The sequence below is a fragment of the Kluyvera georgiana ATCC 51603 genome, from assembly GCF_001654985.1.
Lineage (GTDB): Bacteria > Pseudomonadota > Gammaproteobacteria > Enterobacterales > Enterobacteriaceae > Kluyvera > Kluyvera georgiana.
On sequence record NZ_LXEU01000043.1, the window covers coordinates 78,756 to 103,954 of the forward strand.

15 protein-coding genes, 2 tRNA genes and 2 other RNA genes are annotated in these 25,199 nt (G+C 56.7%); 11 read left to right on the plus strand and 8 right to left on the minus strand.

The window, feature by feature from the left end; genetic code table 11:
- Positions 1-5: 5 nt before the first annotated feature.
- From nirB to M989_RS10340, 3 genes are all read left to right on the plus strand, one after another.
- Entirely contained in the window at positions 6-4,070 is a 4,065-nt protein-coding gene (gene nirB / locus M989_RS10330) for a nitrite reductase large subunit NirB (RefSeq protein WP_074398765.1), read from the plus strand.
- The gene (locus tag M989_RS10335; RefSeq protein WP_064544987.1) at positions 4,067-6,673 is read left to right on the plus strand and encodes a nitrate reductase; all 2,607 of its coding nucleotides are present in this window, start codon (positions 4,067-4,069) and stop codon (positions 6,671-6,673) included. Before nirB ends, M989_RS10335 begins: the two co-directional genes overlap by 4 nt.
- 117 nt (positions 6,674-6,790) lie before the next feature.
- The gene (locus M989_RS10340) at positions 6,791-8,182 is read left to right on the plus strand and encodes a YchO/YchP family invasin (protein WP_074398766.1); all 1,392 of its coding nucleotides are present in this window, start codon (positions 6,791-6,793) and stop codon (positions 8,180-8,182) included.
- A 43-nt stretch (positions 8,183-8,225) separates the two neighbouring features.
- On the opposite strand, the gene narL is transcribed toward M989_RS10340, so the two are convergent.
- Together narL and narX are read right to left on the minus strand one after the other, a co-directional pair.
- On the minus strand, positions 8,226-8,876 hold the full coding sequence (gene narL / locus M989_RS10345; RefSeq protein ID WP_035895589.1) for a two-component system response regulator NarL: 651 nt from the start codon (positions 8,874-8,876) through the stop codon (positions 8,226-8,228).
- Positions 8,869-10,668 (minus strand): nitrate/nitrite two-component system sensor histidine kinase NarX, encoded by a 1,800-nt coding sequence (narX, locus tag M989_RS10350; RefSeq protein ID WP_064544989.1) that lies wholly within the window; start codon positions 10,666-10,668, stop codon positions 8,869-8,871. Before narX ends, narL begins: the two co-directional genes overlap by 8 nt.
- A gap of 311 nt (positions 10,669-10,979) precedes the next feature.
- On the opposite strand from narX, the gene M989_RS10355 reads away from it, so the two are divergent.
- The 5 genes from M989_RS10355 to narI all read left to right on the plus strand — a co-directional run bounded on the left by M989_RS10355 (position 10,980) and on the right by narI (position 19,426).
- Complete coding sequence (locus M989_RS10355; protein ID WP_064544991.1) at positions 10,980-12,371, plus strand: NarK family nitrate/nitrite MFS transporter; 1,392 nt, start codon at positions 10,980-10,982, stop codon at positions 12,369-12,371.
- 392 nt (positions 12,372-12,763) lie between these two features.
- The gene (locus M989_RS10360) at positions 12,764-16,507 is read left to right on the plus strand and encodes a nitrate reductase subunit alpha (protein WP_064544993.1); all 3,744 of its coding nucleotides are present in this window, start codon (positions 12,764-12,766) and stop codon (positions 16,505-16,507) included.
- Positions 16,504-18,042 (plus strand): nitrate reductase subunit beta, encoded by a 1,539-nt coding sequence (gene narH, locus M989_RS10365; RefSeq protein WP_064544995.1) that lies wholly within the window; start codon positions 16,504-16,506, stop codon positions 18,040-18,042. The genes M989_RS10360 and narH overlap by 4 nt, the downstream gene beginning before the upstream one ends.
- Complete coding sequence (gene narJ / locus M989_RS10370; protein WP_064544997.1) at positions 18,039-18,749, plus strand: nitrate reductase molybdenum cofactor assembly chaperone; 711 nt, start codon at positions 18,039-18,041, stop codon at positions 18,747-18,749. Before narH ends, narJ begins: the two co-directional genes overlap by 4 nt.
- Positions 18,749-19,426, plus strand: a complete 678-nt coding sequence (gene narI, locus M989_RS10375; RefSeq protein WP_064544999.1) for a respiratory nitrate reductase subunit gamma — start codon at positions 18,749-18,751, stop codon at positions 19,424-19,426. Before narJ ends, narI begins: the two co-directional genes overlap by 1 nt.
- Before the next feature lie 228 nt (positions 19,427-19,654).
- Here narI and M989_RS10380 read toward each other — a convergent pair.
- From M989_RS10380 to M989_RS10405, 6 genes are all read right to left on the minus strand, one after another.
- Positions 19,655-19,786: non-coding RNA, RtT sRNA (locus M989_RS10380), on the minus strand.
- 45 nt (positions 19,787-19,831) lie between these two features.
- Positions 19,832-19,916: transfer RNA gene (locus tag M989_RS10385), tRNA-Tyr, on the minus strand.
- 35 nt (positions 19,917-19,951) lie between these two features.
- Positions 19,952-20,083: non-coding RNA, RtT sRNA (locus M989_RS10390), on the minus strand.
- Positions 20,084-20,127: 44 nt separating this feature from the next.
- Positions 20,128-20,212: transfer RNA gene (locus tag M989_RS10395), tRNA-Tyr, on the minus strand.
- Between the two features lie 163 nt (positions 20,213-20,375).
- The gene (gene purU / locus M989_RS10400) at positions 20,376-21,218 is read right to left on the minus strand and encodes a formyltetrahydrofolate deformylase (RefSeq protein WP_064545001.1); all 843 of its coding nucleotides are present in this window, start codon (positions 21,216-21,218) and stop codon (positions 20,376-20,378) included.
- Between the two features lie 48 nt (positions 21,219-21,266).
- A complete protein-coding gene (locus tag M989_RS10405) occupies positions 21,267-21,725 on the minus strand; it encodes a YchJ family protein (protein WP_074398767.1) in 459 nt (152 codons plus the stop codon).
- Positions 21,726-21,838: 113 nt separating this feature from the next.
- On the opposite strand from M989_RS10405, the gene rssA reads away from it, so the two are divergent.
- The 3 genes from rssA to galU all read left to right on the plus strand — a co-directional run bounded on the left by rssA (position 21,839) and on the right by galU (position 25,081).
- Positions 21,839-22,750 carry a patatin-like phospholipase RssA gene (gene rssA, locus M989_RS10410; protein ID WP_064545005.1) on the plus strand — a complete coding sequence of 304 codons (912 nt, stop codon included), beginning with the start codon at positions 21,839-21,841 and terminating at the stop codon, positions 22,748-22,750.
- A gap of 91 nt (positions 22,751-22,841) precedes the next feature.
- Positions 22,842-23,855, plus strand: a complete 1,014-nt coding sequence (rssB, locus tag M989_RS10415; protein ID WP_064545007.1) for a two-component system response regulator RssB — start codon at positions 22,842-22,844, stop codon at positions 23,853-23,855.
- A gap of 317 nt (positions 23,856-24,172) precedes the next feature.
- The gene (galU, locus tag M989_RS10420) at positions 24,173-25,081 is read left to right on the plus strand and encodes a UTP--glucose-1-phosphate uridylyltransferase GalU (RefSeq protein WP_064545009.1); all 909 of its coding nucleotides are present in this window, start codon (positions 24,173-24,175) and stop codon (positions 25,079-25,081) included.
- Positions 25,082-25,199: the final 118 nt, after the last annotated feature.

A 25,199-nucleotide genomic window follows, 5' to 3' on the forward strand; every position in this document is an offset into this window, starting at 1 on the left:
GGTCTATGCGGAAACTGGTGATGATCGGCAACGGGATGGCGGCAACCCGGCTGGTGGAAAAGCTGGTCGCCGTGGCGCCACACATGTTTGCGATAACGATTGTTGGCGATGAACCGCACCCGGCCTATAACCGCATTCAGCTATCGCCGGTGCTGAGCGGTGAAAAAGCGTTTAACCAGACGCGGCTTCAGCCTGAAGGCTGGTATGCCGAGCATGGGATTACGGTGTGCTGCGGTGAGACGGCGCTGGCGGTGGATGTTGAGACGCGTCAGGTGATCACCGATACGCGCACGCTGGTGTGGGATGAACTGGTTTTCACCTGTGGTTCATCGGCGTTTCTGCCGCCGCTGCCGGGTATGGATTTGCCGCATGTTTTTGCCTTTCGCACCCAGGCAGACGTCGAGGCCATTCTGGCCGCGCCAGGGGAGGCGGTGGTCATCGGCGGCGGCGTGCTGGGCGTGGAAGCGGCGGCCGCGCTCCGACAAAGAGGTGACAATGTCACGTTATTGCATCGCAGCGACCGCTTGATGGAGCAACAGCTTGACCCGCAGGCGGCCGCGCTGTTGACCGAACGCCTGAGAGAACGCGGTATTACCTGCATGCTGGACGCTGCTATTGCGGCAATTACCCCCCAGGCCGTGGTGTTGAACGATGGCCGTAGCATCGCGGCTCGCCGGGTGGTGATGGCGACCGGCGTACGGCCAAATATCGCGCTGGCACAGCGCGCCGGGCTGGCCTGCCAGCGGGGCATCCTGGTGAACCGACAACTGGCGACGGCGGTTCCGGGCGTCAGCGCCATTGGAGAGTGCTGCGAAGTGGACGGGCAAACCTTTGGTCTGGTGGCGCCGTGTATGCAGCAGGCCGAGGTACTGGCGGCGCGGTTGTGCGGTCAACCAATTGCCGATTTTCACTGGCGGGACGCTGGTACGCGCCTCAAGGTCACCGGTATCGATCTGTTCAGCGCCGGCAGTGTTCAGACCGAAGAGGGCGACGAGCAGTGGACGTCACTGGACCCGCAAACCGGCCACTATCGCCGCCTGCTGGTAAGGGACGGCCAGCTCACCGGCGTACTGCTCTTCGGCGACTGCGCCAGCGCCGCCACCTTTACCGATTTATTGCACTCTACTCAGCCTGCGCAAGCGGGTTGGATCTTCGACCAATTCACGACGCAGCCGTCGGCTGCAGGAACGCAAACAATGAGCAAATTAACATTAGCGGTGGTGGGCCACGGCATGGTCGGCCACCATTTTCTTGAGCAGTGTGTTAGCCGTAATTTGCACCAGCAGTACCAGATTGTGGTGTTTGGCGAAGAGCGCTATGCCGCCTATGACCGCGTGCACTTGTCAGAGTACTTTGCCGGGCGTAGCGCCGAGTCACTGTCGCTGGTGAACGGTGATTTTTTTGCCGAGCACGGCATCGAGCTGCGCCTGTCGCAGCAGATCACGGCGATGGATACCGAGGCGCGCCTGATTCGCGACGCTGAGGGCCACGAACTGCATTGGGATAAACTGGTGCTGGCGACCGGCTCGTACCCTTTTGTGCCGCCGATTCCCGGCAACACGCTGCCCGGCTGTTTTGTTTACCGCACGCTGGACGATCTCGACGCCATTGCCGCACGTGCGAAAACCGCAACCCGCGGCGTGGTTATCGGCGGCGGTCTGCTCGGGCTGGAGGCGGCGAACGCGCTGCGTCAACTGGGGCTGGAAACCCACGTCGTGGAGTTTGCGCCCAACCTGATGGCGGTGCAGCTTGATAACGGCGGCGCGGCGATGCTGCGCGAAAAAATCACCGAGCTGGGGGTGAGCGTACACACCAGTAAAGCCACCACCGCCATCACCGAATCGGAACATGGCCTGACGCTGAACTTTGCCGATGGCGATAGCCTGACTACTGATATGGTAGTGTTTTCAGCGGGGATCCGTCCTCAGGACAGCCTGGCGCGCAGCGGCGGGCTGTGCCTCGGCGAGCGCGGCGGTATTGTGATCAACAACCAGTGCCAAACCTCCAGCGACGATATCTACGCCATTGGTGAATGTGCGCTGTGGGACAATAAAATCTATGGTCTGGTCGCGCCGGGCTACCAGATGGCGCGCGTCGCGGCAGCCGCGCTCGCCGGTGAGGGGAGTGAATTTACCGGCGCGGATATGAGCACCAAACTCAAGCTGTTGGGTGTCGACGTGGCCTCGTTTGGCGACGCGCAGGGGCGCACCCCAGGTAGCCAGAGCTATCAGTGGATCCACGGCCCGGAGCAAATCTACAAAAAGATTGTCGTCAGCAGCGATGGAAACACGCTGCTTGGCGGCGTGCTGGTGGGCGACGCCAGCGACTACGCCACGTTGCTGCAAATGATGCTGAACGCGATGCCGCTACCTTCGCACCCGGAATCGCTGATTCTGCCCGCGCTGGAAGGCAGCGCGCCAAAAGCGCTGGGCGTCGCGGCGTTACCCGGTAGCGCGCAAATCTGCTCGTGCCATAACGTCAGCAAAGACGATATCTGCCAGGCGGTTAGCAACGGTGCAACCAGCATCGGCGCGCTCAAAAGCTGCACCAAAGCGGCCACCGGCTGCGGCGGCTGTAGCGCGCTGGTTAAACAGGTGATGGAGCACCAGCTGGCGCAGCAGGGCGTCGAAGTGAAGAAAGATATCTGTGAACACTTCGCCTGGTCACGGCAGGAGATTTATCACCTCGTGCGGGTTAACCATATTCATACCTTCGAACAGTTGATTGCCCGCTACGGCCGCGGTGATGGCTGTGAAATCTGCAAACCGCTGGTGGGATCGGTGCTGGCGTCATGCTGGAACGAATATCTGCTGAAACCGGCGCATCTGCCGCTGCAGGATACCAACGATCGCTACTTCGCCAATATTCAGAAAGACGGCACTTACTCTGTTGTGCCGCGGATGCCTGCCGGTGAAGTGACCCCCGACGGGCTGATTGCTATCGGTCAGATTGCCAAACGCTACGCGCTGTACAGCAAAATTACCGGCGGCCAGCGTATTGACCTGTTTGGCGCGCGACTGGAACAGTTGCCGGAAATCTGGCGTGAGCTGCTTGATGCCGGTTTTGAGACCGGCCACGCCTACGGCAAATCGTTACGAACGGTGAAATCCTGCGTCGGCTCAACCTGGTGCCGCTACGGCGTGCAGGACTCTACCGCTCTGGCGGTGACGCTGGAGCACCGCTACAAAGGGCTGCGCGCGCCGCACAAAATCAAAATGGCGGTTTCCGGCTGTACCCGTGAATGCGCCGAAGCGCAGGGGAAAGATGTGGGGGTGATAGCCACCGACAAGGGCTGGAATCTCTATCTGTGCGGCAATGGCGGGATGAAGCCGCGCCATGCGGATCTGTTCGCCAGCGATCTTGATGACGCCACGCTGCTGCGAACCATCGATCGCTTCCTGATGTTTTATATCCGTACCGCCGACCGCTTACAGCGTACCAGCACCTGGATGGATAACCTTGAAGGCGGGATCGACTATTTACGCAGTGTAATTCTGGAGGATTCGCTGGGGATTGGTGAGGAGCTGGAGCATGAGATGGCCCGGGTGATCGACAGCTACCAGTGCGAGTGGCAAACGACCCTCAACGATCCGCAGCGTCTGGCGCTGTTCCGCTCCTTCGTTAACAGCGATACGCCGGACGAAGCGGTGCAGCGGCAGGCGGTGCGCGGCCAGCCGCAGCTGGCGGTGGTGGCCGAATTGCCATCGCTGCCGGGCAGCCGCAAGCCGTGGCAAGCCATTTGCTCACTGGAGGATATTCCGCCGCAGGCCGGAATCGGCGCGCGGCTGGGCGACATGCAGATAGCGCTGTTCCGCCTCAATGACAAGGTATACGCGCTGGATAACCAGGAGCCGGGCAGCCAGGCCAACGTGCTGTCGCGCGGGCTGCTGGGCGATGCGGGCGGCGAGCCGATCGTTATCTCGCCGCTGTACAAACAGCGTATTCGCCTGCGCGACGGGCGGCAGTGCGAGAGCGGCGAGCAGGTGGTGCGCGCCTGGCCGGTGAAGATTGAAAACGGCACGGTGTGGGTGGGTAATCAGGCGCTGGTGATGCGCGCGGAGGCCTCATGACGGAAACCCAAACCACCTGTCCCTATTGCGGCGTAGGCTGCGGCGTGCTGGCGCGGGTAGAGGACGGTATTGTCAGCGTACAGGGCGATGAGCATCACCCGGCGAACTTTGGGCGGCTATGTGTAAAAGGCGCGTCGCTGGCCGAAACCATCGGGCTGGAGGGGCGCTTGTTGTCGCCGCAGCTTGACGGCGAGCGGGTTAGCTGGCCACAGGCGCTGGCGGCAGCGGGCGAACGTCTGCGAGCGATCATCGACCGCTATGGCCCGCAGGCGGTGGCCTTTTATGCCTCCGGGCAGCTGCTCACCGAAGACTATTATGCCGCCAACAAACTGATGAAAGGGTTTATCGGTGCGGGCAATATCGATACCAACTCCCGGCTGTGCATGTCCTCGGCGGTGACGGGCTATAAACGCGCCTTTGGCGCCGACGTGGTGCCGTGCAGCTATGAGGACGTTGAACGCAGCGACCTGGTGATCCTGGTGGGATCAAACGCCGCCTGGGCGCATCCGGTACTGTATCAACGGCTGGTGCAGGCCAAACAGAATCGTCCGCAGATGAAGGTGGTGGTGATCGACCCCCGGCGTACCGCAACCTGCGATATTGCCGACCATCATCTGGCGATTGCGCCCGGCACCGACGGCGGGCTGTTTGTCGGCCTGCTACAGGCGCTGGCCCAGGCCGGTGCCGTCAACGACCGCTTTGCCGATGCGTCGGCCGCACTGGCCGCCGCCGAGAGCTGGACGGCCGAGAAAGTGGCCGCGTTTTGTGGGTTGCCGCAGGAGGAGGTGCAGGCATTTTATCAGGCATTTATTGCCGCGCCGCGCGCCATCACGCTCTATACCATGGGGATTAACCAGTCATCGAGCGGCAGCGATAAGTGCAACGCCATCATTAACGTCCATCTGGCCAGCGGTAAATTCGCCCGCGAGGGCTGCGGGCCGTTTTCGCTGACCGGACAACCTAATGCCATGGGCGGGCGCGAGGTCGGCGGCCTGGCGACCATGCTGGCGGCGCATATGAACTTCGAACCCGCAGATCTGGCCCGCGTCGCGCGCTTCTGGGGGACCGAGCGCCTGGCGCAGACGCCGGGGCTGATGGCGGTCGAACTGTTTACCGCTATCGCGCGCGGTGAAGTCAAGGCGGTGTGGATTATGGGTACCAACCCGGCGGTGTCGCTGCCGGATAGCCACGCGGTTAGCCAGGCGCTGGCGGCCTGCCCGCTGGTGATCGTTTCTGAGGTTGCCGCCGATACCGACACTGCGCGCTATGCTGATATTCGCTTCCCGGCGCTGGCCTGGGGGGAAAAAAACGGTACCGTCACCAACTCCGAGCGGCGCATTTCCCGCCAGCGTGCTTTCTTGCCCGCGCCGGGAGAAGCGCGCGCCGACTGGTGGATTATCGCCCAGGTGGCGGGGCAACTGGGTTTCGCCGAGGCGTTCGGTTGGCAGCATCCGCATGAGGTGTTCAGCGAGCATGCGGCGCTGTCCGGGTTTGAAAATGACGGCGAGCGGGCTTTTGATATCAGCGGGTTAGCGAAACTGACCCGCACACAGTGGGATCGCCTGGCCCCCGTACGCTGGCCGGTGACGCAAGGCGGTAATGGGCTGGATCTGTCGCGTGGCTGGCGTGCCGACGGCCAGTTACGCATGGTACCGGTGACGCCCAGCGGGATGCAGGCGCACCGCCTGCCGCTGTATCCGCTGATCCTTAACAGCGGACGGGTACGCGATCAGTGGCACACCATGACCCGCACCGGCAGTGTGCCGCGCCTGATGCAGCACATTGCGCAGCCGATTGTTGAAGTGGCGCCGCAGGATGCAACCCATTTCGCGCTACAGAACGGCGGGCTGGCGCGTGTGAGTTCACCGCGCGGCGTGATGGTTGCGCGGGTGGTTATCTCTGAGACACAGAGGCCGGGGTCGCTGTTTACCCCGATGCACTGGAACGACGGTTTTGCACGCCAGGGGAAGGTCAACAGTCTGGTTGCACCAGTGGTTGACCCGCACTCCGGGCAGCCGGAGAGTAAGCAAACGGCGGTGCGAATTGCGCCGTGGCGGCCGCAGTGGCAGGGCGAGCTGTTCTCGCGTGCGCCGGTAACGCTGCCGCGACATCTGCACTGGTGGCGAAAGGCCGCGCCGGGGCTGCATCATCTGACGCTGTGCGGCGATCGCGCCATTCAGGCGGAACTGCTGGCGGTGTGCCAGCAGCAAGGCTGGCAGATTCAGGTGGCCAGCCTCGGCGAGACCTGGCATTTGCTGGCGTGGCAGCAGGGACGATTGATGCTGGGCTTCTGGAGCAGCCGAACGCTGCCGGAGATTGACGTCGCGCTGATTTTACGCGCCTTTGCCGAAGCGCCGCAGACGCTCGTTGAACGCCACGCGCTGCTGGCCGGGCGCGATCTGGCGCGTCCGGCGACGGGGAAAATTGTGTGCAGCTGTTTCAGCGTAGGTGAAAAAATCATCACCGAAGCTATTGAAACACAAGGCTGTTCTACGGTTGCCGGGCTGGGGGAACGCCTGAAATGCGGGACGAACTGCGGCTCCTGCATCCCTGAGCTGAAAGCGTTGCTGGCCTGCGCGGCGCATAAAACGGTGATTTTGTAGCCTTTCAGTCTATTCCTGGAATGCGGGGCGAAGGCTGAAGGATGGGGGTAAAGGGGGTAAACTAAAGTCTTTGGGGTTGGTGACTTCCGGCCTCGGTTTGTCGCTGGCTATGAGGTTGTGGTTTTGTCTTTGCGTTTTTATTCGTCATTTCTCGTCCTGCTGGTGCTGACCAGCGGCAGCGCGCGGGCGCGGCAGAATTTTATTGAAGAGGCGAAACACCCTTTCGATAATCTGCCGGATCTCGGTATTGCGCCGGAAAGTCACGATGGCGAAAAGCAGTTTGCCGAAATGGTGAAGTCTTTTGGCGAAGCGAGCATGACCGATAATGGGCTTGATACCGGTGAGCAGGCGAAACTCTTCGCGTTGACCCAACTTCAGGAGCGGCTGAACGGGCAGATGAACCAGCAGTTGGATAGCTGGTTTTCACCCTACGGAAATGCCAACGTGCAGCTGTTGGTTGATAAAGAGGGCAAGCTGACCGGGAGCCATGGCGGCTGGTTCGTGCCGTTGCAGGATAATACCCGCTATCTCACCTGGAGCCAGCTTGGCCTCACCCAGCAGGACGAAGGGCTGGTAGGAAACCTGGGAATTGGCCAGCGTTGGGTCGCCGGACACTGGCTGCTGGGATACAACACCTTCTATGATAGCCTGCTCGACGCTAATATTAATCGCGGCGGAGTCGGCGCTGAAGCGTGGGGCGAAAACTTACGTTTTTCTGCCAACTACTACCATCCGCTTCATGACTGGGAAAACAGCGGTACGACGCTACAACAGCGTATGGCGCGTGGCTACGACGTGACCGCGCAGGCCTGGATTCCTGCCTGGAACCACATTAATACCAGCCTGAGTGTGGAACAGTACTTCGGCGATAGCGTCGATTTATTCCGCAGCGGCACCGGTTATCATAACCCGGTCGCGGTTTCGCTTGGCCTTAACTATACCCCCATTCCGCTCCTCACTTTCAGCGCTCAGCACAAGCAGGGAGAGAGTGGGGTGAATCAAAATAATCTCGGCATGAAGGTCAATTTCCGTTTCGGTGTGCCGTTGAAGAAGCAGCTGGCGGCTGATGAAGTCGCGCAAACTCGCACTCTGCGAGGCAGCCGCTATGACGCGCCAGAGCGCAATAGTTTGCCGGTAATGGAGTATCGTCAGCGTAAGAGCCTGACGGTGTATCTGGCCACGCCACCCTGGAACCTGACCAGCTACGAAACGGTCGAGCTGAAACTCCAGGTGCACGATGAGTACGGCGTGAAGTCGCTAACCTGGCAAGGCGATACCACCGCGCTCAGCCTGACGCCGCCAGCGTCAAATAACAGCACCGACGGGTGGAGTATCATTATGCCCGCGTGGGATTACACGCAGGGCGCCAGCAATACCTGGCATCTGTCGGTCGTTGTGGAAGATAAGAAAGGGCAGCGCGTCACCTCTAATGAGATCACGTTGGCGTTGACCGAACCGGTCGTCAGCTTTACGCCGATGGAAAACGGTTGGTCGAGCATGATGCCTTAATTGTGCGTGACAGGACCTGTCACGACAATTAAGTGGCGGATAATCAGAAAATACGTTCCTGATGGACCCAGACCGCGGCTTCGACGCGAGACTTCAGCTTCATTTTCTTCAGCATATGCTTCACGTGTACCTTGACGGTGCTTTCGGTGATGTCCAGACGACGCGCGATCATCTTATTCGGCAGACCTTGCGCGATCAGCTTCAGGATATCGCGCTCGCGCGGCGTTAACTGGTTGATATCGCGATCCGATGTTGCGCGGTTAGCGCGCAGGCTGGCTGCGAGAACCGGGGTTAACGCTTCGCTCAGCACCATTTCGCCTGCGGCAGCCTGCTGCAGGGCTTTCAGCAGATCTTCCGGTTCCATATCTTTCAGCAGATAGCCGTCTGCGCCGCGTTTCAGGGCGGTAACAACATCTTCTTCATGGTTGGAGACGCTGAAAACGACCACGCGGCCAGAGAGCGATTTCTCGCGCAGCTTGTCGAGGGTTTCCAGACCGTTCATACCGGGCATGTTGAGATCCAGTAAAATCAGATCCGGGTCGAGCGTTTCCGCCAGCTCAATGCCTTGCTCGCCATTGCTGGCTTCGCCCACGACCTGAATATCCGATGCCATACTGACCAGCTGTTTTACGCCGGTGCGCAGCATCGGATGATCGTCAATTAGCAGGATGGTAGCCCGTTCCTGATTACTCATGGATTTCTCCTTGGAAGGTTGAAAGCGATTTTTCGGGGATAAACGAGACCACGACTTCAGTACCGCCGCTTTCGCGACGACGAACCTGGCAATCGCCACGCAGGCTCTGTGCGCGGTCGCGCATAATAATAAGACCATAATGGTTGCTGCGTTCAGCGTGCTGCGGCACGCCGCAGCCGTTATCCGCCACCACCAGTTTGACCTGGTTACCCTGCTGGGTAACGGTCACTTTGACTTCCGTGGCCTGGGAGTGCTTCAGCGCGTTGCTGAGCGCTTCACGGGCGATTTGCAGCACGTGGATCGCCTGATGCGACGGTACATAGCGTGGCGGCAACTGGTAATCCAGCTGCACCGGAAAACCAAAGTGGCTACTGTACTCCAGACAGCTGCCTTCCAGCGCCGGGCGCAGGCCCGACTCGGTCAACTTCAGGCGGAAGGTGGTCAGCAGCTCGCGCAGCTGCGCCCACGAGGTGTTTAGCTCGTTGCGCACCTGACCCAGCAGTTCACGACTTTCCGGGGACGACTGCTCGTTCTGCATCATCTGCAGACAGCTGACCTGCATTTTCATGCACGAGAGCGACTGGGCGATGGAGTCATGCAGCTCGCGGGCAATGGTGGCACGCTCTTCCATGACGATCAACTGCTGCTGGCGCTCGAGCTGTTTATCCAGCGCTAGCGTCGAGGTTAACTGTTCCAGCAGCGTGTCGACCAGTTGCTGCTGATCGTGACTCAGCTCGCGCCCGTGGGGCAGTGTCGCCAGCAGGATGCCGTACTGGTTACGCGGGTCGGTAAGACGCCATTTCAGCGTAGCGCCCTCCACCGCCGACATGTCGACATCGCGTGGGCAGAGGTAGCAGCCTTTATCATCGCATTCCCAGCCTGAATGGCAGCTAAATTCCTGATGGTTTTCTTCGTCTTCGGTGTCGTAGACCCGCACTTCAATTTCGCGCAGCGGCGTCAGTTCCTGCAGCCCGTTCAATACCGGCGAGATGCGCTCGCACAGCGGTGCGTTCGAGTGCAAACGACGATTGGCTTGCCACAGGAAGGAGAGAATGGCGTTCTTTTGTTCCAGGCCCGCCGTTTTTTCCTGCACCCGGCGTTCCAGCGAGGCGTAGCTTTCCGCTAATTCTGCGGACATATTGTTTAACGCCATGCCCAGCGTCGCCATCTCGTTGCGTCCGCTGATTTGCGCACGGTAGGTGAAGTCGCGATGGCTAATGGCTTCCGCCATGCGCAGCAACTGACGCCACGGGTGCAGCAGGCGGGTGCGCAGCCAGAACACGGTAAAGAGAAACAGCAGCGCCATGAAGAAGGCCATCAGGCGGTGCATCCATACCACGTGGGAGATGCGCTCTTCCGTAGTATGGTCGAAGACGGTCACCAGTTGGTTAATTCGGTTTACGAAGCCGGAAACATCGCTCTGGACTTCATTCTGATTGCTGGCGCCGCGAATATCGGGGGCCAGATGCGTAAGCCAGTATTGCTGCAATGCTTTGAGCTGCGGCACCTGACCATCGCGTTCGGCTGCCAGCTGCAGTTCCGGGCTGAACACGGTTTTCTGCATTTCATCAAACAATGGCTGGTCGCTCTCTTGTACCGGAATGGCTGCCAGCAGGCGGTAGCTCTGCATGCGCAGTGAGCCCGCCTGGTTAATAGCGTGCGCGCTGCCCTGGACGCCGTTGACCAGGCGTGCGGAAATCATCATGCTCGCCACCCCGATGAGGGTAGACAGCAGGACGATGAGGGCCAGTTGATTCACCAGCGTGAGTGGTGTAAAAAAACGTCTAAACATGGTGCGATACGGCTCCTGGCGGAAAACTCTCCGGCGAGTGGCGTTATTTTCGGCTATCGCCTGGAGTATACCCATACCCATAAAGAGTTACCCCTTTATTTCCAGAATGGTCAGGGAGTCGGGGGTAGAGGGGTAGCAACGTAACAGCCACGTGATAAAACAGGTTTTTTTAGGCAAGAAAGACTACTCCCTAAGGATGATGCTGTTTTTTTGCCCATTCCACGGCCAACTTTTCCTTTGATTTATATCAACTTACCTCGCGGTGTAAACCCTAATGTGGCGAGGGTTGATATTAATAATCAGAGGTGTCTATGAGTCACTCCACTGCCCCCGAAAGGGCAACCGGCGCTGTCATTACCGACTGGCGTCCGGAAGATCCGGCATTCTGGCAGGAACGCGGCCATCGCGTCGCAAGCCGGAACCTGTGGATTTCAGTACCGTGCCTGCTGCTGGCTTTCTGCGTATGGATGCTGTTCAGCGCCGTTGCGGTCAATTTACCAAAAGTGGGCTTCCAGTTTACGACCGACCAACTGTTCATGCTGACGGCGCTGCCGTCTGTGTCAGGGGCGCTGCTACGCGTTCCGTATTCCTTCATGGTGCCGATGTTTGGTGGCCGTCGCTGGACGGCGTTCAGCACCGGGATCTTAATCATTCCATGCGTATGGCTCGGTTTTGCGGTGCAGGATATCTCTACGCCGTTTAGTATCTTTATCATCATCTCTCTACTGTGCGGCTTTGCGGGCGCAAACTTCGCTTCCAGCATGGCTAACATTAGCTTCTTCTTCCCGAAACAGAAGCAGGGCGGCGCACTGGGCCTGAACGGCGGGCTGGGTAACATGGGCGTGAGCGTCATGCAACTGGTGGCTCCACTGGCGATTTCGCTGTCTATCTTTGCCGCCTTCGGTAGCCAGGGCGTACAGCAGCCGGACGGCTCTGAGCTCTTCCTGGCGAATGCGGCGTGGATCTGGGTACCGTTCCTGGCCATCTTCACTCTTGCGGCCTGGTTTGGTATGAACGAGCTGGCAACCTCTAAAGCATCGCTGAAAGAGCAGCTTCCGGTGCTGAAACGTGGTCACCTGTGGATCATGAGCCTGCTATACCTGGCGACTTTCGGCTCGTTTATCGGTTTCTCCGCCGGTTTTGCCATGCTGTCAAAAACCCAGTTCCCGGATATCCCGATTCTGCATTACGCCTTCTTCGGGCCGTTTATCGGCGCGCTGGCGCGTTCTGCGGGCGGGGCTATCTCCGACCGTCTGGGCGGGACTCGCGTAACGCTGATTAACTTTATCCTGATGGCGGTATTTAGCGCGCTGCTGTTCATGACCCTGCCAACCAACGGCGAGGGGGGGAACTTCATCGCTTTCTACGTGGTCTTCCTGGCGCTGTTCCTGACGGCCGGTCTGGGTAGCGGTTCTACCTTCCAGATGATTTCCGTTATCTTCCGTAAGCTGACGATGGATCGCGTGAAAGCAGAGGGCGGTTCTGACGAGAAAGCGATGCGCGAAGCGGCCACCGATACGGCGGCAGCGCTGGGCTTTATTTCAGCGATTGGCGCTATCGGCGGCTTCTTTATTCCGAAAGCGTTCGGTACCTCGCTGGATTTAACCGGTTCACCGGCTGGCGCGATGAAAGTGTTCCTCGTGTTCTATATTGTCTGCGTGGTGGTGACCTGGGCAGTATATGGTCGCAAAGCCAAAAAATAACGTTTAACGTTATATAAAAATAAAGGCGCGAGTTTTCGCGCCTTTATTACGCCTCAGGTTAGTTACAACATACTGTTGGTGTTACGCCAATTTTAGCCGCGTGCCAAAGTGGGCTTAGCAGGAGGGGAAGAGGACTCTACCCCTTAATACCAGATGACCAATTTTTTACAGGCTGAAACATTATTCATTTAGAAAAATTTCTTATTTTACAGTGTATTATAAAATAAAAATGCATACCACTTTGGTGGTATGTGACTTTTTGGCCGCAATTGTTAAGCCTGTCCGCCTTGATCGTTATCAATTCCCTCCATCTTTCAGCGCGTTAACTTCGCTGCAAATTCAGCAATGTCGATTTATCAGAGAGCCGTCAGGCTCCAAACAGGAGAGACCCGATGAGTAAATTCCTGGACCGGTTTCGCTACTTTAAACAAAAGGGTGAAACATTTGCCGATGGGCACGGACAGATTCTAAATACCAACCGGGATTGGGAAGATGGATACCGAAGCCGCTGGCAGCATGACAAAGTCGTTCGTTCTACGCACGGCGTAAACTGCACCGGTTCCTGCAGCTGGAAAATCTACGTAAAAAACGGTCTGGTTACCTGGGAAACCCAGCAGACTGACTATCCGCGTACCCGTCCGGATCTGCCAAATCACGAACCTCGCGGCTGTCCGCGTGGGGCGAGCTATTCCTGGTACCTCTATAGCGCCAACCGTCTGAAATATCCGCTGATGCGTAAACGCCTGATGAAAATGTGGCGTGAAGCGAAAACGCTGCACAGCGATCCGGTTGATGCCTGGGCATCCATTATTGAAGATGCCGACAAAGCGAAAAGCTTCAAACAAGCGCGCGGCCGCGGCGGCTTCGTACGCTCCTCCTGGCAGGAAGTGAACGAGCTGATTGCCGCATCTAACGTTTACACCGTGAAAACCTACGGCCCGGACCGTGTAGCTGGCTTCTCGCCGATCCCGGCAATGTCGATGGTCTCCTACGCTTCCGGCGCCCGCTATCTCTCCCTGATTGGCGGCACCTGCCTGAGCTTCTACGACTGGTACTGTGACCTGCCGCCTGCCTCTCCGCAGACCTGGGGCGAGCAGACTGACGTACCGGAATCCGCCGACTGGTACAACTCCAGCTACATTCTCGCCTGGGGTTCCAACGTTCCGCAAACGCGTACTCCGGACGCGCACTTCTTCACTGAAGTTCGCTATAAAGGCACCAAAACCGTCGCTATTACCCCGGACTACGCTGAAATCGCCAAGCTGTGCGACCTGTGGTTAGCACCGAAGCAGGGTACCGATGCGGCGATGGCGCTGGCGATGGGCCACGTGATGCTGCGTGAATTCCACCTCGACAAGCCGAGCCAGTACTTCACCGATTACGTTCGCCGCTACACCGACATGCCAATGCTGGTGATGCTGGAAGAGCGTGATGGCTTCTACGCCGCGGGCCGCATGCTGCGTGCAGCGGATCTGGTGGACGGCCTGGGTCAGGAAGAACATCCGGAATGGAAAACCGTCGCCTTTGATGAAAAAGGTGAAATGATTGCGCCAAACGGCTCTATCGGTTACCGCTGGGGTGATAAAGGTAAGTGGAACCTCGAACAGCGCGACGGCAAAACCGGCGAAGAGGTTGAACTGCGCCTCAGCCTGCTGGGCAGCCATGATGACGTGGCGCAGGTTGGCTTCCCGTACTTTGGCGGCGACGGCACCGAACACTTCGCCAGCGTTGAACTGGAAAACATTCTGCTGCACAAACTGCCGGTGAAACGCCTGCAGCTGGCAGACGGCAGTACCGCGCTGGTGACCACTGTTTATGACCTGACCATGGCGAACTACGGCCTGGAACGCGGTCTGAACGATGAAAACTGCGCAACCAGCTACGAAGATATTAAAGCGTACACCCCGGCGTGGGCGGAGAAAATCACCGGCGTTTCCAGCGCGCAGATCGTCCGTATCGCGCGTGAGTTCGCCGATAACGCCGATAAAACGCACGGTCGTTCGATGATCATCGTCGGTGCGGGTCTGAACCACTGGTATCACCTCGATATGAACTATCGCGGCCTGATCAACATGCTGGTGTTCTGCGGCTGCGTCGGCCAGAGCGGCGGCGGCTGGGCACACTATGTGGGCCAGGAAAAACTGCGTCCGCAGACCGGCTGGCAGCCGCTGGCGTTTGCCCTTGATTGGCAGCGTCCGGCACGTCACATGAACAGCACCTCCTACTTCTATAACCACTCCAGCCAATGGCGCTATGAGTCGGTTACCGCGCAGGAACTGCTGTCACCGCTGGCGGATAAGTCTCGCTATACCGGGCACCTGCTGGACTTCAACGTGCGTGCTGAACGCATGGGCTGGCTGCCGTCTGCACCGCAGTTAGGTACTAACCCGCTGCGTATCGCCGATGACGCGAAGAAGGCGGGGATGACCCCGGTTGACTACACCGTGAAGGCGTTGAAAGAAGGTTCTATCCGCTTTGCCGCAGAACAGCCGGAAAACGGTAAGAACCACCCGCGCAACCTGTTTATCTGGCGTTCTAACCTGTTGGGTTCCTCCGGTAAAGGCCACGAATACATGCTGAAGTACCTGCTGGGTACCGAGCACGGTATTCAGGGGCTGGATCTCGGCAAGCAGGGCGGCGTGAAGCCGGAAGAAGTGGAGTGGCAGGACAATGGTCTTGACGGCAAGCTGGATCTGGTGGTGACGCTGGACTTCCGCCTGTCGAGCACTTGTCTGTACTCCGACATCGTGCTGCCTACCGCGACCTGGTATGAAAAAGACGACATGAATACTTCGGATATGCATCCGTTTATTCACCCGCTGTCTGCCGCCGTTGACCCGGCCTGGGAATCGAAAAGCGACTGGGAAATCTACAAAGGCATCGCGAAGAAATTCTCTGAAGTGTGTATAGGTCACCTCGGCAAAGAAACCGACGTGGTTACCCTGCCAATCCAGCACGACTCCGCCGCCGAACTGGCGCAGCCGTTAGACGTGAAGGACTGGAAAAAAGGCGAATGCGACCTGATCCCGGGTAAAACCGCGCCGCACATTATCCCGGTCGAACGTGATTACCCGGCAACCTATGAACGCTTTACCTCCATCGGTCCATTGATGGAAAAAATCGGTAACGGCGGGAAAGGGATTGCCTGGAACACCCAGAGCGAAATGGATCTGCTGCGTAAGCTTAACTACACCAAGGCAGAAGGCCCGGCGAAAGGCCAGCCGATGCTGGATACGGCGATTGATGCGGCGGAGATGATCCTCACCCTGGCGCCGGAAACCAACGGTCAGGTGGCGGTGAAGGCCTGGGCAGCGCTCAGCGAGTTTACCGGTCGCGATCACACGCACCTGGCGCTCAATAAAGAAGACGAGAAAATTCGCTTCCGTGATATTCAGGCGCAGCCGCGCAAGATTATCTCCAGCCCGACCTGGTCCGGCCTGGAAGACGAACACGTCTCTTACAACGCTGGCTATACCAACGTTCACGAGCTGATTCCATGGCGTACGCTGTCTGGTCGTCAGTCCCTGTATCAGGACCACCAGTGGATGCGTGACTTCGGTGAGAGCCTGCTGGTTTACCGTCCACCAATCGACACCCGTTCGGTGAAAGAGGTGATGGGTAAAAAATCCAACGGCTATCCAGAGAAGGCGCTGAACTTCCTGACGCCGCACCAAAAATGGGGCATTCACTCCACCTACAGCGACAACCTGCTGATGCTGACCTTAGGTCGCGGTGGCCCGGTGGTGTGGATGAGTGAAGAAGATGCCAAAGAGATCGGTATTGAAGACAACGACTGGATTGAAGTCTTCAACAACAACGGCGCGCTGACTGCACGTGCGGTTGTGAGCCAGCGTGTACCGGCCGGGATGACCATGATGTACCACGCGCAGGAACGTATCGTGAACCTGCCGGGTTCAGAAATTACCGGTCAGCGCGGCGGTATCCATAACTCGGTGACCCGCATTACGCCGAAACCGACCCATATGATCGGCGGCTATGCGCACCTGGCCTACGGCTTTAACTATTACGGCACCGTAGGTTCAAACCGTGATGAGTTTGTAGTGGTACGTAAGATGAAGAACATTAACTGGCTGGACGGCGAAGGCAATGACCAGGTACAGGAGAGCGTAAAATGAAAATTCGTTCACAAGTCGGCATGGTGCTGAATCTCGACAAATGCATCGGCTGTCATACCTGCTCAGTCACCTGTAAGAACGTCTGGACCAGCCGTGAAGGGACCGAGTACGCGTGGTTCAACAACGTTGAAACCAAGCCGGGCACCGGTTTCCCGACCGACTGGGAAAACCAGGAAAAATACAAAGGCGGTTGGATCCGTAAGATCAACGGCAAGCTGGTGCCGCGCATGGGTAACAAAGCGCTGCTGCTGGGTAAAATCTTTGCCAACCCGCATCTTCCGGGGCTGGATGATTATTACGAGCCGTTTGATTTTGACTACCAGACGCTGCACAACGCGCCGGCGGATAGCAAGGCGCAGCCGATTGCACGTCCGCGCTCGCTGATTACCGGCAAGCGCATGGACAAAATCACCAAAGGTCCGAACTGGGAAGACGACCTCGGCGGTGAGTTTGAGAAGCTGTCGAAAGACAAGAACTTCGAAAACATGCAGAAGGCGATGTACGGCCAGTTCGAAAACACCTTCATGATGTACCTGCCGCGCCTGTGCGAACACTGTCTCAACCCGGCGTGCGTGGCAACCTGCCCGAGCGGTGCTATCTACAAGCGTGAAGAAGACGGTATCGTGCTGATCGACCAGGACAAGTGCCGCGGCTGGCGTATGTGCATCACCGGCTGCCCGTACAAAAAAATCTACTTCAACTGGAAGAGCGGCAAGTCTGAAAAATGCATCTTCTGCTATCCGCGTATTGAAGCGGGTCAGCCGACCGTGTGTTCAGAAACCTGTGTAGGCCGTATTCGTTACCTCGGCGTGCTGCTGTATGACGCGGATGCGATTGAAACCGCAGCAAGCACCGAGAACGAGAAAGACCTGTATCAGCGTCAGCTGGACGTATTCCTCGATCCGCACGATCCGAAGGTTATCGAGCAGGCGCAGAAAGACGGCATCCCGCTGAGCGTGATTGATGCAGCGCAGAAATCGCCGGTTTACAAAATGGCGATGGACTGGAAGCTGGCGCTGCCGCTGCACCCGGAATACCGCACGCTGCCGATGGTCTGGTACGTGCCGCCGCTGTCACCGATTCAGTCCGCTGCCGATGCGGGCGAGCTGGGCAGTAACGGTATCCTGCCAGACGTCGAAAGTCTGCGTATCCCGGTTCAGTATCTGGCGAACCTGCTGACCGCAGGGGACACTCAGCCGGTGGTGCTGGCGCTGAAACGTATGCTGGCGATGCGTCACTTCAAACGCACCGAGACCGTTGACGGTGTGATTGATACCCGTGCGCTGGAAGAGGTGGGGCTGACCGAAGCACAGGCACAGGAAATGTACCGCTATCTGGCGATTGCCAACTACGAAGATCGTTTCGTGGTACCAAGCAGTCACCGTGAACAAGCGCGCGAAGCGTTCCCGGAGAAAAACGGTTGTGGCTTTAGCTTTGGCGATGGTTGTCACGGTTCGGACAGCAAGTTCAACCTGTTCAACAGCCGCCGTATCGATTCGGTGGATGTGAGCAGCAAAACGGAGCCGCACGCATGATTGAACTCGTGGTGATTTCACGTCTCCTTGAGTACCCGGATGCTGCCTTAGGGCAGCATCAAGGTGAACTCTTCGACGTATTGTCTGAATCAGACAAACTGGAAAAAGCGGATGCCCAGGCGCTGGGCATCTTCCTGCGTGATTTAACCGCGCAGGATCTGCTGGATGCGCAGGCGGCCTACAGCGAACTGTTTGACCGTGGTCGCGCCACGTCGCTGCTGCTGTTCGAACACGTGCACGGCGAATCCCGCGACCGCGGGCAGGCGATGGTCGATCTGCTGAATCAGTATGAGCAGCATGGCCTGGTCCTCGACAGCCGCGAGCTGCCGGATCACCTGCCGCTGTATCTGGAGTATCTGGCACAACTGCCAGAGAGCGAAGCGATTGGCGGTCTGCAGGACATCGCGCCGATTCTGGCGTTGCTCTGCGCGCGCTTGCAGCAGCGTGAGAGCCGCTATGCGGTGCTGTTCGAACAGCTGTTGAAGCTGGCCAACAGTGCGGTAGATGAAGCGAAAGTGGCGGAAAAAATTGCCGACGAAGCCCGCGATGATACGCCACAGGCGCTGGATGCGGTATGGGAAGAAGAGCAGGTGAAATTCTTTGCCGACCAGGGCTGTGGTGATTCGGAAATCGCCAATCATCAGCGTCGTTTTGCCGGAGCCGTGGCCCCGCAATATTTGAATATCTCTAACGGAGGACAGCAATAATGCACTTCCTGAATATGTTCTTCTTTGACATTTATCCGTACATTGCGGGTTCTGTCTTCCTGATTGGCAGTTGGCTGCGCTACGACTACGGGCAGTACACCTGGCGCGCCGCTTCCAGCCAGATGCTGGATCGCAAAGGGATGAACCTGGCCTCAAACCTGTTCCATATCGGGATTCTGGGGGTATTTGCTGGCCACTTCCTGGGCATGCTGACGCCACACTGGATGTATGAAGCGTGGCTGCCGCTGGAAGTGAAACAGAAGATGGCGATGTTTGGCGGTGGCGCGGCGGGTTTGATGTGCCTTGTTGGCGGTGTGTTGTTGCTTAAGCGCCGTCTGTTTAGCCCACGCGTACGTGCGACTACGACCGGTGCCGATATTCTGGTGCTCTCCGTGCTGGTTATCCAGTGTGCGCTGGGCCTGCTGACGATTCCGTTCTCTGCCCAGCATATGGATGGTAGCGAGATGATGAAACTGGTCGGTTGGGCGCAGTCTGTTGTGACCTTCCATGGTGGTGCATCCGCACATCTGGACGGTGTAGCCTTTATCTTCCGTATGCACCTGGTACTAGGGATGACGCTGTTCCTGCTGTTCCCCTTCTCGCGTCTGGTACATATCTGGAGCGTGCCGGTCGAGTATCTGACCCGCAAGTATCAGATTGTTCGTGCGCGCCATTAATACGGTGCAGTGACGCGCTAAACCCCGCTTCGGCGGGGTTTTTTGTTTGTGCGGTCTGTTCCCCGGCGGCGCTGCGCTTGGCCGGGCTACAGGGCTGGTACGTATTTGTAGCCCGGCCAAGCGCAGCGCCGCCGGGATATATAGGGCAGAGATTTAAAATAGAGTTAGAAAACTCACAGAGATAACTAAGGTAGATTTGGATATTTAATGGGGTATGACTAAGAAAAGAGGAGCGTGGGGAAGGATTACTCAGCGCGATGCGCTTCGCCCTTCGGGTCATTGCCTGCGGCAACGCTTTCTCGCTAGCGCTCGAATCGAACCTTAGTCGAAGCTTCTCATCCTTCCCGCATGGGTAAGATATAAAATTTCAACGTTTTGATTAAAGCGGGAGTTATCAGGAAGTGATGGTGGTGGGGGAAGGATTCGAACCTTCGAAGTCGATGACGGCAGATTTACAGTCTGCTCCCTTTGGCCGCTCGGGAACCCCACCACTGGGGTAATTCAAATTGTAGGTAAAGCTTGAAGATGGGGCGGGGGAAGGATTATTTGTCGCTTCGCTCCTCACCCTACGGGCCGTTGCCGTCGGCAACGTTCTCTCGCATTCGCTCGAACCGAACCTTAATCGAAGGTTCTCACCCTTCCCCGACAAGCGCAAACTTCTGCATTGCTCATCGAGTTTACTACATTACTGTAGTGAATAATGGTGGTGGGGGAAGGATTCGAACCTTCGAAGTCGATGACGGCAGATTTACAGTCTGCTCCCTTTGGCCGCTCGGGAACCCCACCACTGGGGTAATGCTTGGTTTTACTGGCCTGCTTCCTTCTCGGGAAGCGGGGCGCATCATATCAAATGACGCGCCGCTGTAAAGCATTCGTTTATCGAAAATGAACTGTTTGCCTGCTTTTTATCCGCACCGGGTTAAAGCTAATCAATTCATTTCGCTAACGATTAAAGAATAATCGTGCGATTACCGTAAACGAAAACACGCTGCGCCAGCACCTGATACAGCGCGCGGCTCAATACGTTTTTCTCCACGTCACGTCCGGCTCGCATCATATCTTCTGCCGTGTAGGTGTGGTCGACGTGGATAACGTCCTGCATGATGATCGGGCCTTCATCCAGGTTATCGTTCACGTAGTGAGCGGTCGCGCCGACAATTTTCACGCCGCGCTCATAGGCCTGATGGTACGGACGCGCGCCGATAAATGCGGGCAGGAACGAGTGGTGAATATTGATGATTTTATTCGGGAAGCGAGCGACAAATTCCGGTGTCAGCACGCGCATGTATTTGGCGAGGACGACATAATCCGGCTGGTGGGCTTCAATGGCATCGGCCATCTGCTGGTCATGTTCTTCACGTGCCAGACCTTCATGACTGACCAGCTGGAACGGAATACCAAAGCGTTCAACCAGCGAACGCAGCGTTTCGTGGTTCCCGATGACGGCGGCAATTTCAACGTCCAGTCCACCGTAGTTAGCTTTCATCAGCAGGTCGCCCAGACAGTGGGCTTCTTTTGTGACCAGAATGACGATACGGCGGCGGCCCGCAGGGTTAAGCTCACGTACGGAACCTTCCGGCAGCGCGCTGTCTAAATCTGCAAGCAGGGTAGAGTCGTTGAAGATGCCTTCCAGTTCGGTACGCATAAAGAAACGCCCGGTGCGGTGATCGACAAATTCGTTATTCTGCACGATGTTCAGCTCGTGTTTGTAGCAGATGTTGGTGATGCGCGCGATCAGGCCTTTCTGGTCAGGACAGATGGTGCGTAGAACTTTTCGTTGGATGGAATGCATTGCCGGGTAAATCCTGTTGATAATGTTTGCGAAGCTGTTGTCGGGCGTTTACTGCCCGCAGCATTTTTTAAATTTTTTCCCTGAACCGCAAGGGCAGGGATCGTTTCTGCCAATCACTGGCCGCGTACCGTCGATATAGTACCACTGACCGTTTTCATTTAAGAATCGTGAACGCTCAATGATGGCGCCATTCTTGTTATGTTCACGGAAACGAGCGACGAAGCTGACAAAACCTTCATTCTCGTGGCGGCCATCTTCGGCAGCGAAAACGGTCAGCCCTAGCCATTCGGTATGAGCAAAACCGCTATGGATTTCATCGCGAAACGCGCCAGCCTGACATGTGGGATGCCAGGTTTTCACCAGATAATCTGCATCCTTCTTCACGAAGGCGCAATAGCGTGAGCGCATAAGGTGTGATGGGCTCGGTGCGACTTCGTTGCCCGACAGATAACGCTGGCAACATAAGCTATACTCGAGAGCGCTCCCACAGGGGCAAAGTTCAGACAAAGAGATCTCCCTGAAGCGATAAATTAACGGCGACGTTACGCCCGATAGCACTATGGTAACCGAGCGATGGAGATGATGCCACGCCAGAAGCAAGAGGATGTTTATCGGTAACAATGAGAAAGATTAAAATTGGCCTGGCGTTAGGTTCAGGGGCGGCGCGGGGCTGGTCGCATATTGGCGTGATTAAAGCGCTGCAGAAAATGGGAATAGAGATTGATATCGTTGCCGGATGTTCCATTGGTTCGCTGGTAGGGGCGGCTTACGCCAGCAATCATCTCCCGGCGCTGGAAAAGTGGGTCTGTTCATTCAGCTACTGGGACGTGCTACGTCTGATGGATTTATCATGGCGGCGGGGCGGCCTGCTTCGCGGCGAGCGCGTCTTTAATCACTATCGGCAGATTATGCCGAACGACACGATCGAACAGTGTGAGCGTCGTTTTGCGGCGGTGGCGACGAACCTAAGCACCGGTCGTGAGCTGTGGTTTACCGAAGGCGATTTGCATATGGCGGTTCGAGCTTCGTGCAGTATTCCAGGGCTGATGGCGCCGGTGCAGCATAACGGTTACTGGTTAGTGGATGGCGCGGTAGTCAACCCGGTACCGGTTTCGCTAACACGTGCGTTGGGGGCCGATATCGTTATTGCGGTCGATTTGCAACATGACGCACACCTTATGCAGCAGGATCTCCTGTCCGTCAATATTCAGCCCGATGTAGAGATGAATGAATCGCCAGATGAGCTATCATGGCATGAGCGCCTGCGCTCCCGGTTAGGGCGCGTTGCTTCTCGCCGGTCGGTGGTTGCGCCCACAGCAATGGAAATTATGACAACCTCAATCCAGGTGCTGGAAAATCGGCTCAAACGTAACCGCATGGCGGGTGACCCGCCGGACATTCTGTTACAGCCGTTTTGTCCCCAGATTTCAACTCTGGATTTTCATCGAGCTTCATCTGCAATAGCCGCGGGTCAACAAGCGGTTGAAAAAAAGACAGATGAGCTACTGCCTTTGGTACAGAGTTCGACTTAAGGCATTTTTTTCGACTACTTCAGCAAATTCTGAAAGGCGATTATCACAATAGCATGCCACTATTTAGATATCGTCGGGCAGGGGAGACATCATGACGCAGCCGTTGGCGGGAAAACAGATTTTGATTGTCGAAGACGAACCGGTTTTCCGCTCACTTATGGATTCATGGCTTTCGTCGCTCGGCGCACGCACGCTACTGGCTCAGGACGGCATTGATGCGCTTTCGCAGTTGGAAAGCCAAAGGCCCGATCTGATGATCTGTGACCTGGCAATGCCGCGCATGAACGGCTTGCAGCTGGTAGAGCACCTACGCAATGCCGGTGATGCGCTACCTATTCTTATCATTTCCGCGACCGAAAATATGGCCGATATAGCCAAAGCGCTGCGTCTTGGCGTTCAGGACGTGTTATTAAAACCGGTTAAGGATTTGAATCGTCTGCGGGAAACCGTATTGGCCTGCCTGTACCCCAATATGTTTAATTCCCGGGTGGAGGAAGAAGAGCGGCTATTTGAAGACTGGGATGCGCTAGTGAGCAACCCCGCAGCGGCGGCAAAACTTTTACAAGAGTTGCAGCCGCCGGTTCAGCAAAAAATATCGCACTGCCGGATAAATTATCGTCAGCTGATGGCGGTCGATGCGCCTGGTCTGGTTTTGGATATTGCGCCGCTTTCTGAGCACGATTTGGCATTTTATTGCCTGGATGTTACCCGTGCGGGCGATAATGGGGTTCTGGCGGCGTTATTATTACGCGTGCTATTTAATGGTCTCCTGCAAGAACAGTTGGCGCATCAAGGCCAGCGACTACCAGAATTAGGGAGTTTGCTAAAGCAGGTCAATCAGCTTTTGCGTCAGGCAGATCTTCCCGGTCAGTTCCCGCTGCTTGTGGGTTATTATCATAGCGGGTTAAAAAATCTCATCCTGGTATCCGCTGGCTTAAACGGCACATTAAATACCGGCGAACATCAAATACAAATAAGCAATGGCGTACCGCTGGGTACGTTGGGTAATGCTTATCTCAACCAAATAAGCCAGCGCTGTACTTCGTGGCAGTGTCAGATTTGGGGAAATGGTGGCCGTTTACGCTTAATGTTGTCTGCGGAATGAGCAAACGCATTTTTTTACAGGGATAGCTTTAACGGCTTTTCTGCCGTGGTGCTACTATCTGGAAAATTGATGTGGATATACTCGTCATACTTCAGCGTGCTGGTGCGTTGAACGGACCCGTTATCTTCGGCGGCGGAGTTTAATGTCAGCACGAAGTATATGGGCAGCGCTCCTCCTTCAGCCGGGCTTTCGAGTATAAATCTTAATTCGAGGTCATCGCGTCCTTTTCAGAGCAGCCTCAGTAGGTTGTGATGATATACTCGACGCGTTATTAATTAACGAGCAAGTTCAAAGTTTGAACAGTTCAGGAGATTTGAATGGCTGCCCTAAGTTCGAAAGTAAGAAAGGCTGTTATCCCGGTTGCCGGATTAGGTACAAGGATGTTGCCTGCTACCAAAGCAATTCCTAAGGAAATGTTGCCGCTGGTAGATAAGCCTTTAATTCAGTATGTCGTGAACGAGTGTATCGCAGCTGGTATCACCGAAATTGTACTGGTTACCCATTCTTCCAAGAATTCTATTGAAAACCATTTCGACACCAGCTTTGAGCTTGAAGCCATGCTGGAGAAGCGTGTAAAACGTCAGCTTCTGGAAGAAGTGCAGTCTATTTGCCCGCCACACGTCACGATTATGCAAGTACGTCAGGGGTTGGCAAAAGGCCTGGGCCACGCGGTGCTGTGCGCACATCCTGTCGTTGGCGATGAACCTGTCGCCGTCATCCTGCCGGACGTTATTCTTGATGAATATGAATCCGACCTGAGCCGCGATAACCTGGCTGAGATGATTGCGCGCTTTGACGAAACGGGCGCAAGCCAGATCATGGTTGAGCCGGTTGCTGACGTTACCGCCTACGGCGTAGTGGATTGCAAAGGCGCGCCCCTGAATCCAGGCGACAGCGTGCCGATGGTTGGCGTGGTTGAGAAACCAAAAGCCGACGTTGCACCGTCTAACCTTGCGGTAGTCGGTCGCTATGTTCTGAGCGCGGAAATTTGGCCGCTGCTGGCGAAAACACCTCCAGGCGCAGGCGACGAGATTCAACTGACTGATGCTATCGATATGCTGATCGAAAAAGAGACCGTGGAAGCGTACCATATGAAGGGCAAAAGCCATGATTGTGGTAATAAGCTGGGGTATATGCAGGCATTTGTCGAATACGGTATTCGCCATAATACGCTGGGTGAAGACTTCAAAGCGTGGCTGCAAGACACGCTGGGCATCGCGAAGTAATATCGTGAGTGCAAAAAAAGCCGGGGAAACCCGGCTTTTTTTATTTAAATAACACGAAAGGATAAAAAATGAGCGTGCTTGTGCGATGGCGTTATCAAGCTAAAGGCGATTGCCTGAT

Bases quoted from the DNA above. Each gene is read 5' to 3' on its own strand.
- nirB (WP_074398765.1), top strand. From the start codon at position 6: ATGCGGAAACTGGTGATGATCGGCAACGGGATGGCGGCAACCCGGCTG.
- M989_RS10335 (WP_064544987.1), top strand. From the start codon at position 4,067: ATGACGGAAACCCAAACCACCTGTCCCTATTGCGGCGTAGGCTGCGGC.
- narL (WP_035895589.1), bottom strand. From the start codon at position 8,876: ATGAGTAATCAGGAACGGGCTACCATCCTGCTAATTGACGATCATCCG.
- narX (WP_064544989.1), bottom strand. From the start codon at position 10,668: ATGTTTAGACGTTTTTTTACACCACTCACGCTGGTGAATCAACTGGCC.
- M989_RS10355 (WP_064544991.1), top strand. From the start codon at position 10,980: ATGAGTCACTCCACTGCCCCCGAAAGGGCAACCGGCGCTGTCATTACC.
- M989_RS10360 (WP_064544993.1), top strand. From the start codon at position 12,764: ATGAGTAAATTCCTGGACCGGTTTCGCTACTTTAAACAAAAGGGTGAA.
- narH (WP_064544995.1), top strand. From the start codon at position 16,504: ATGAAAATTCGTTCACAAGTCGGCATGGTGCTGAATCTCGACAAATGC.
- narJ (WP_064544997.1), top strand. From the start codon at position 18,039: ATGATTGAACTCGTGGTGATTTCACGTCTCCTTGAGTACCCGGATGCT.
- narI (WP_064544999.1), top strand. From the start codon at position 18,749: ATGCACTTCCTGAATATGTTCTTCTTTGACATTTATCCGTACATTGCG.
- purU (WP_064545001.1), bottom strand. From the start codon at position 21,218: ATGCATTCCATCCAACGAAAAGTTCTACGCACCATCTGTCCTGACCAG.
- rssA (WP_064545005.1), top strand. From the start codon at position 21,839: ATGAGAAAGATTAAAATTGGCCTGGCGTTAGGTTCAGGGGCGGCGCGG.
- rssB (WP_064545007.1), top strand. From the start codon at position 22,842: ATGACGCAGCCGTTGGCGGGAAAACAGATTTTGATTGTCGAAGACGAA.
- galU (WP_064545009.1), top strand. From the start codon at position 24,173: ATGGCTGCCCTAAGTTCGAAAGTAAGAAAGGCTGTTATCCCGGTTGCC.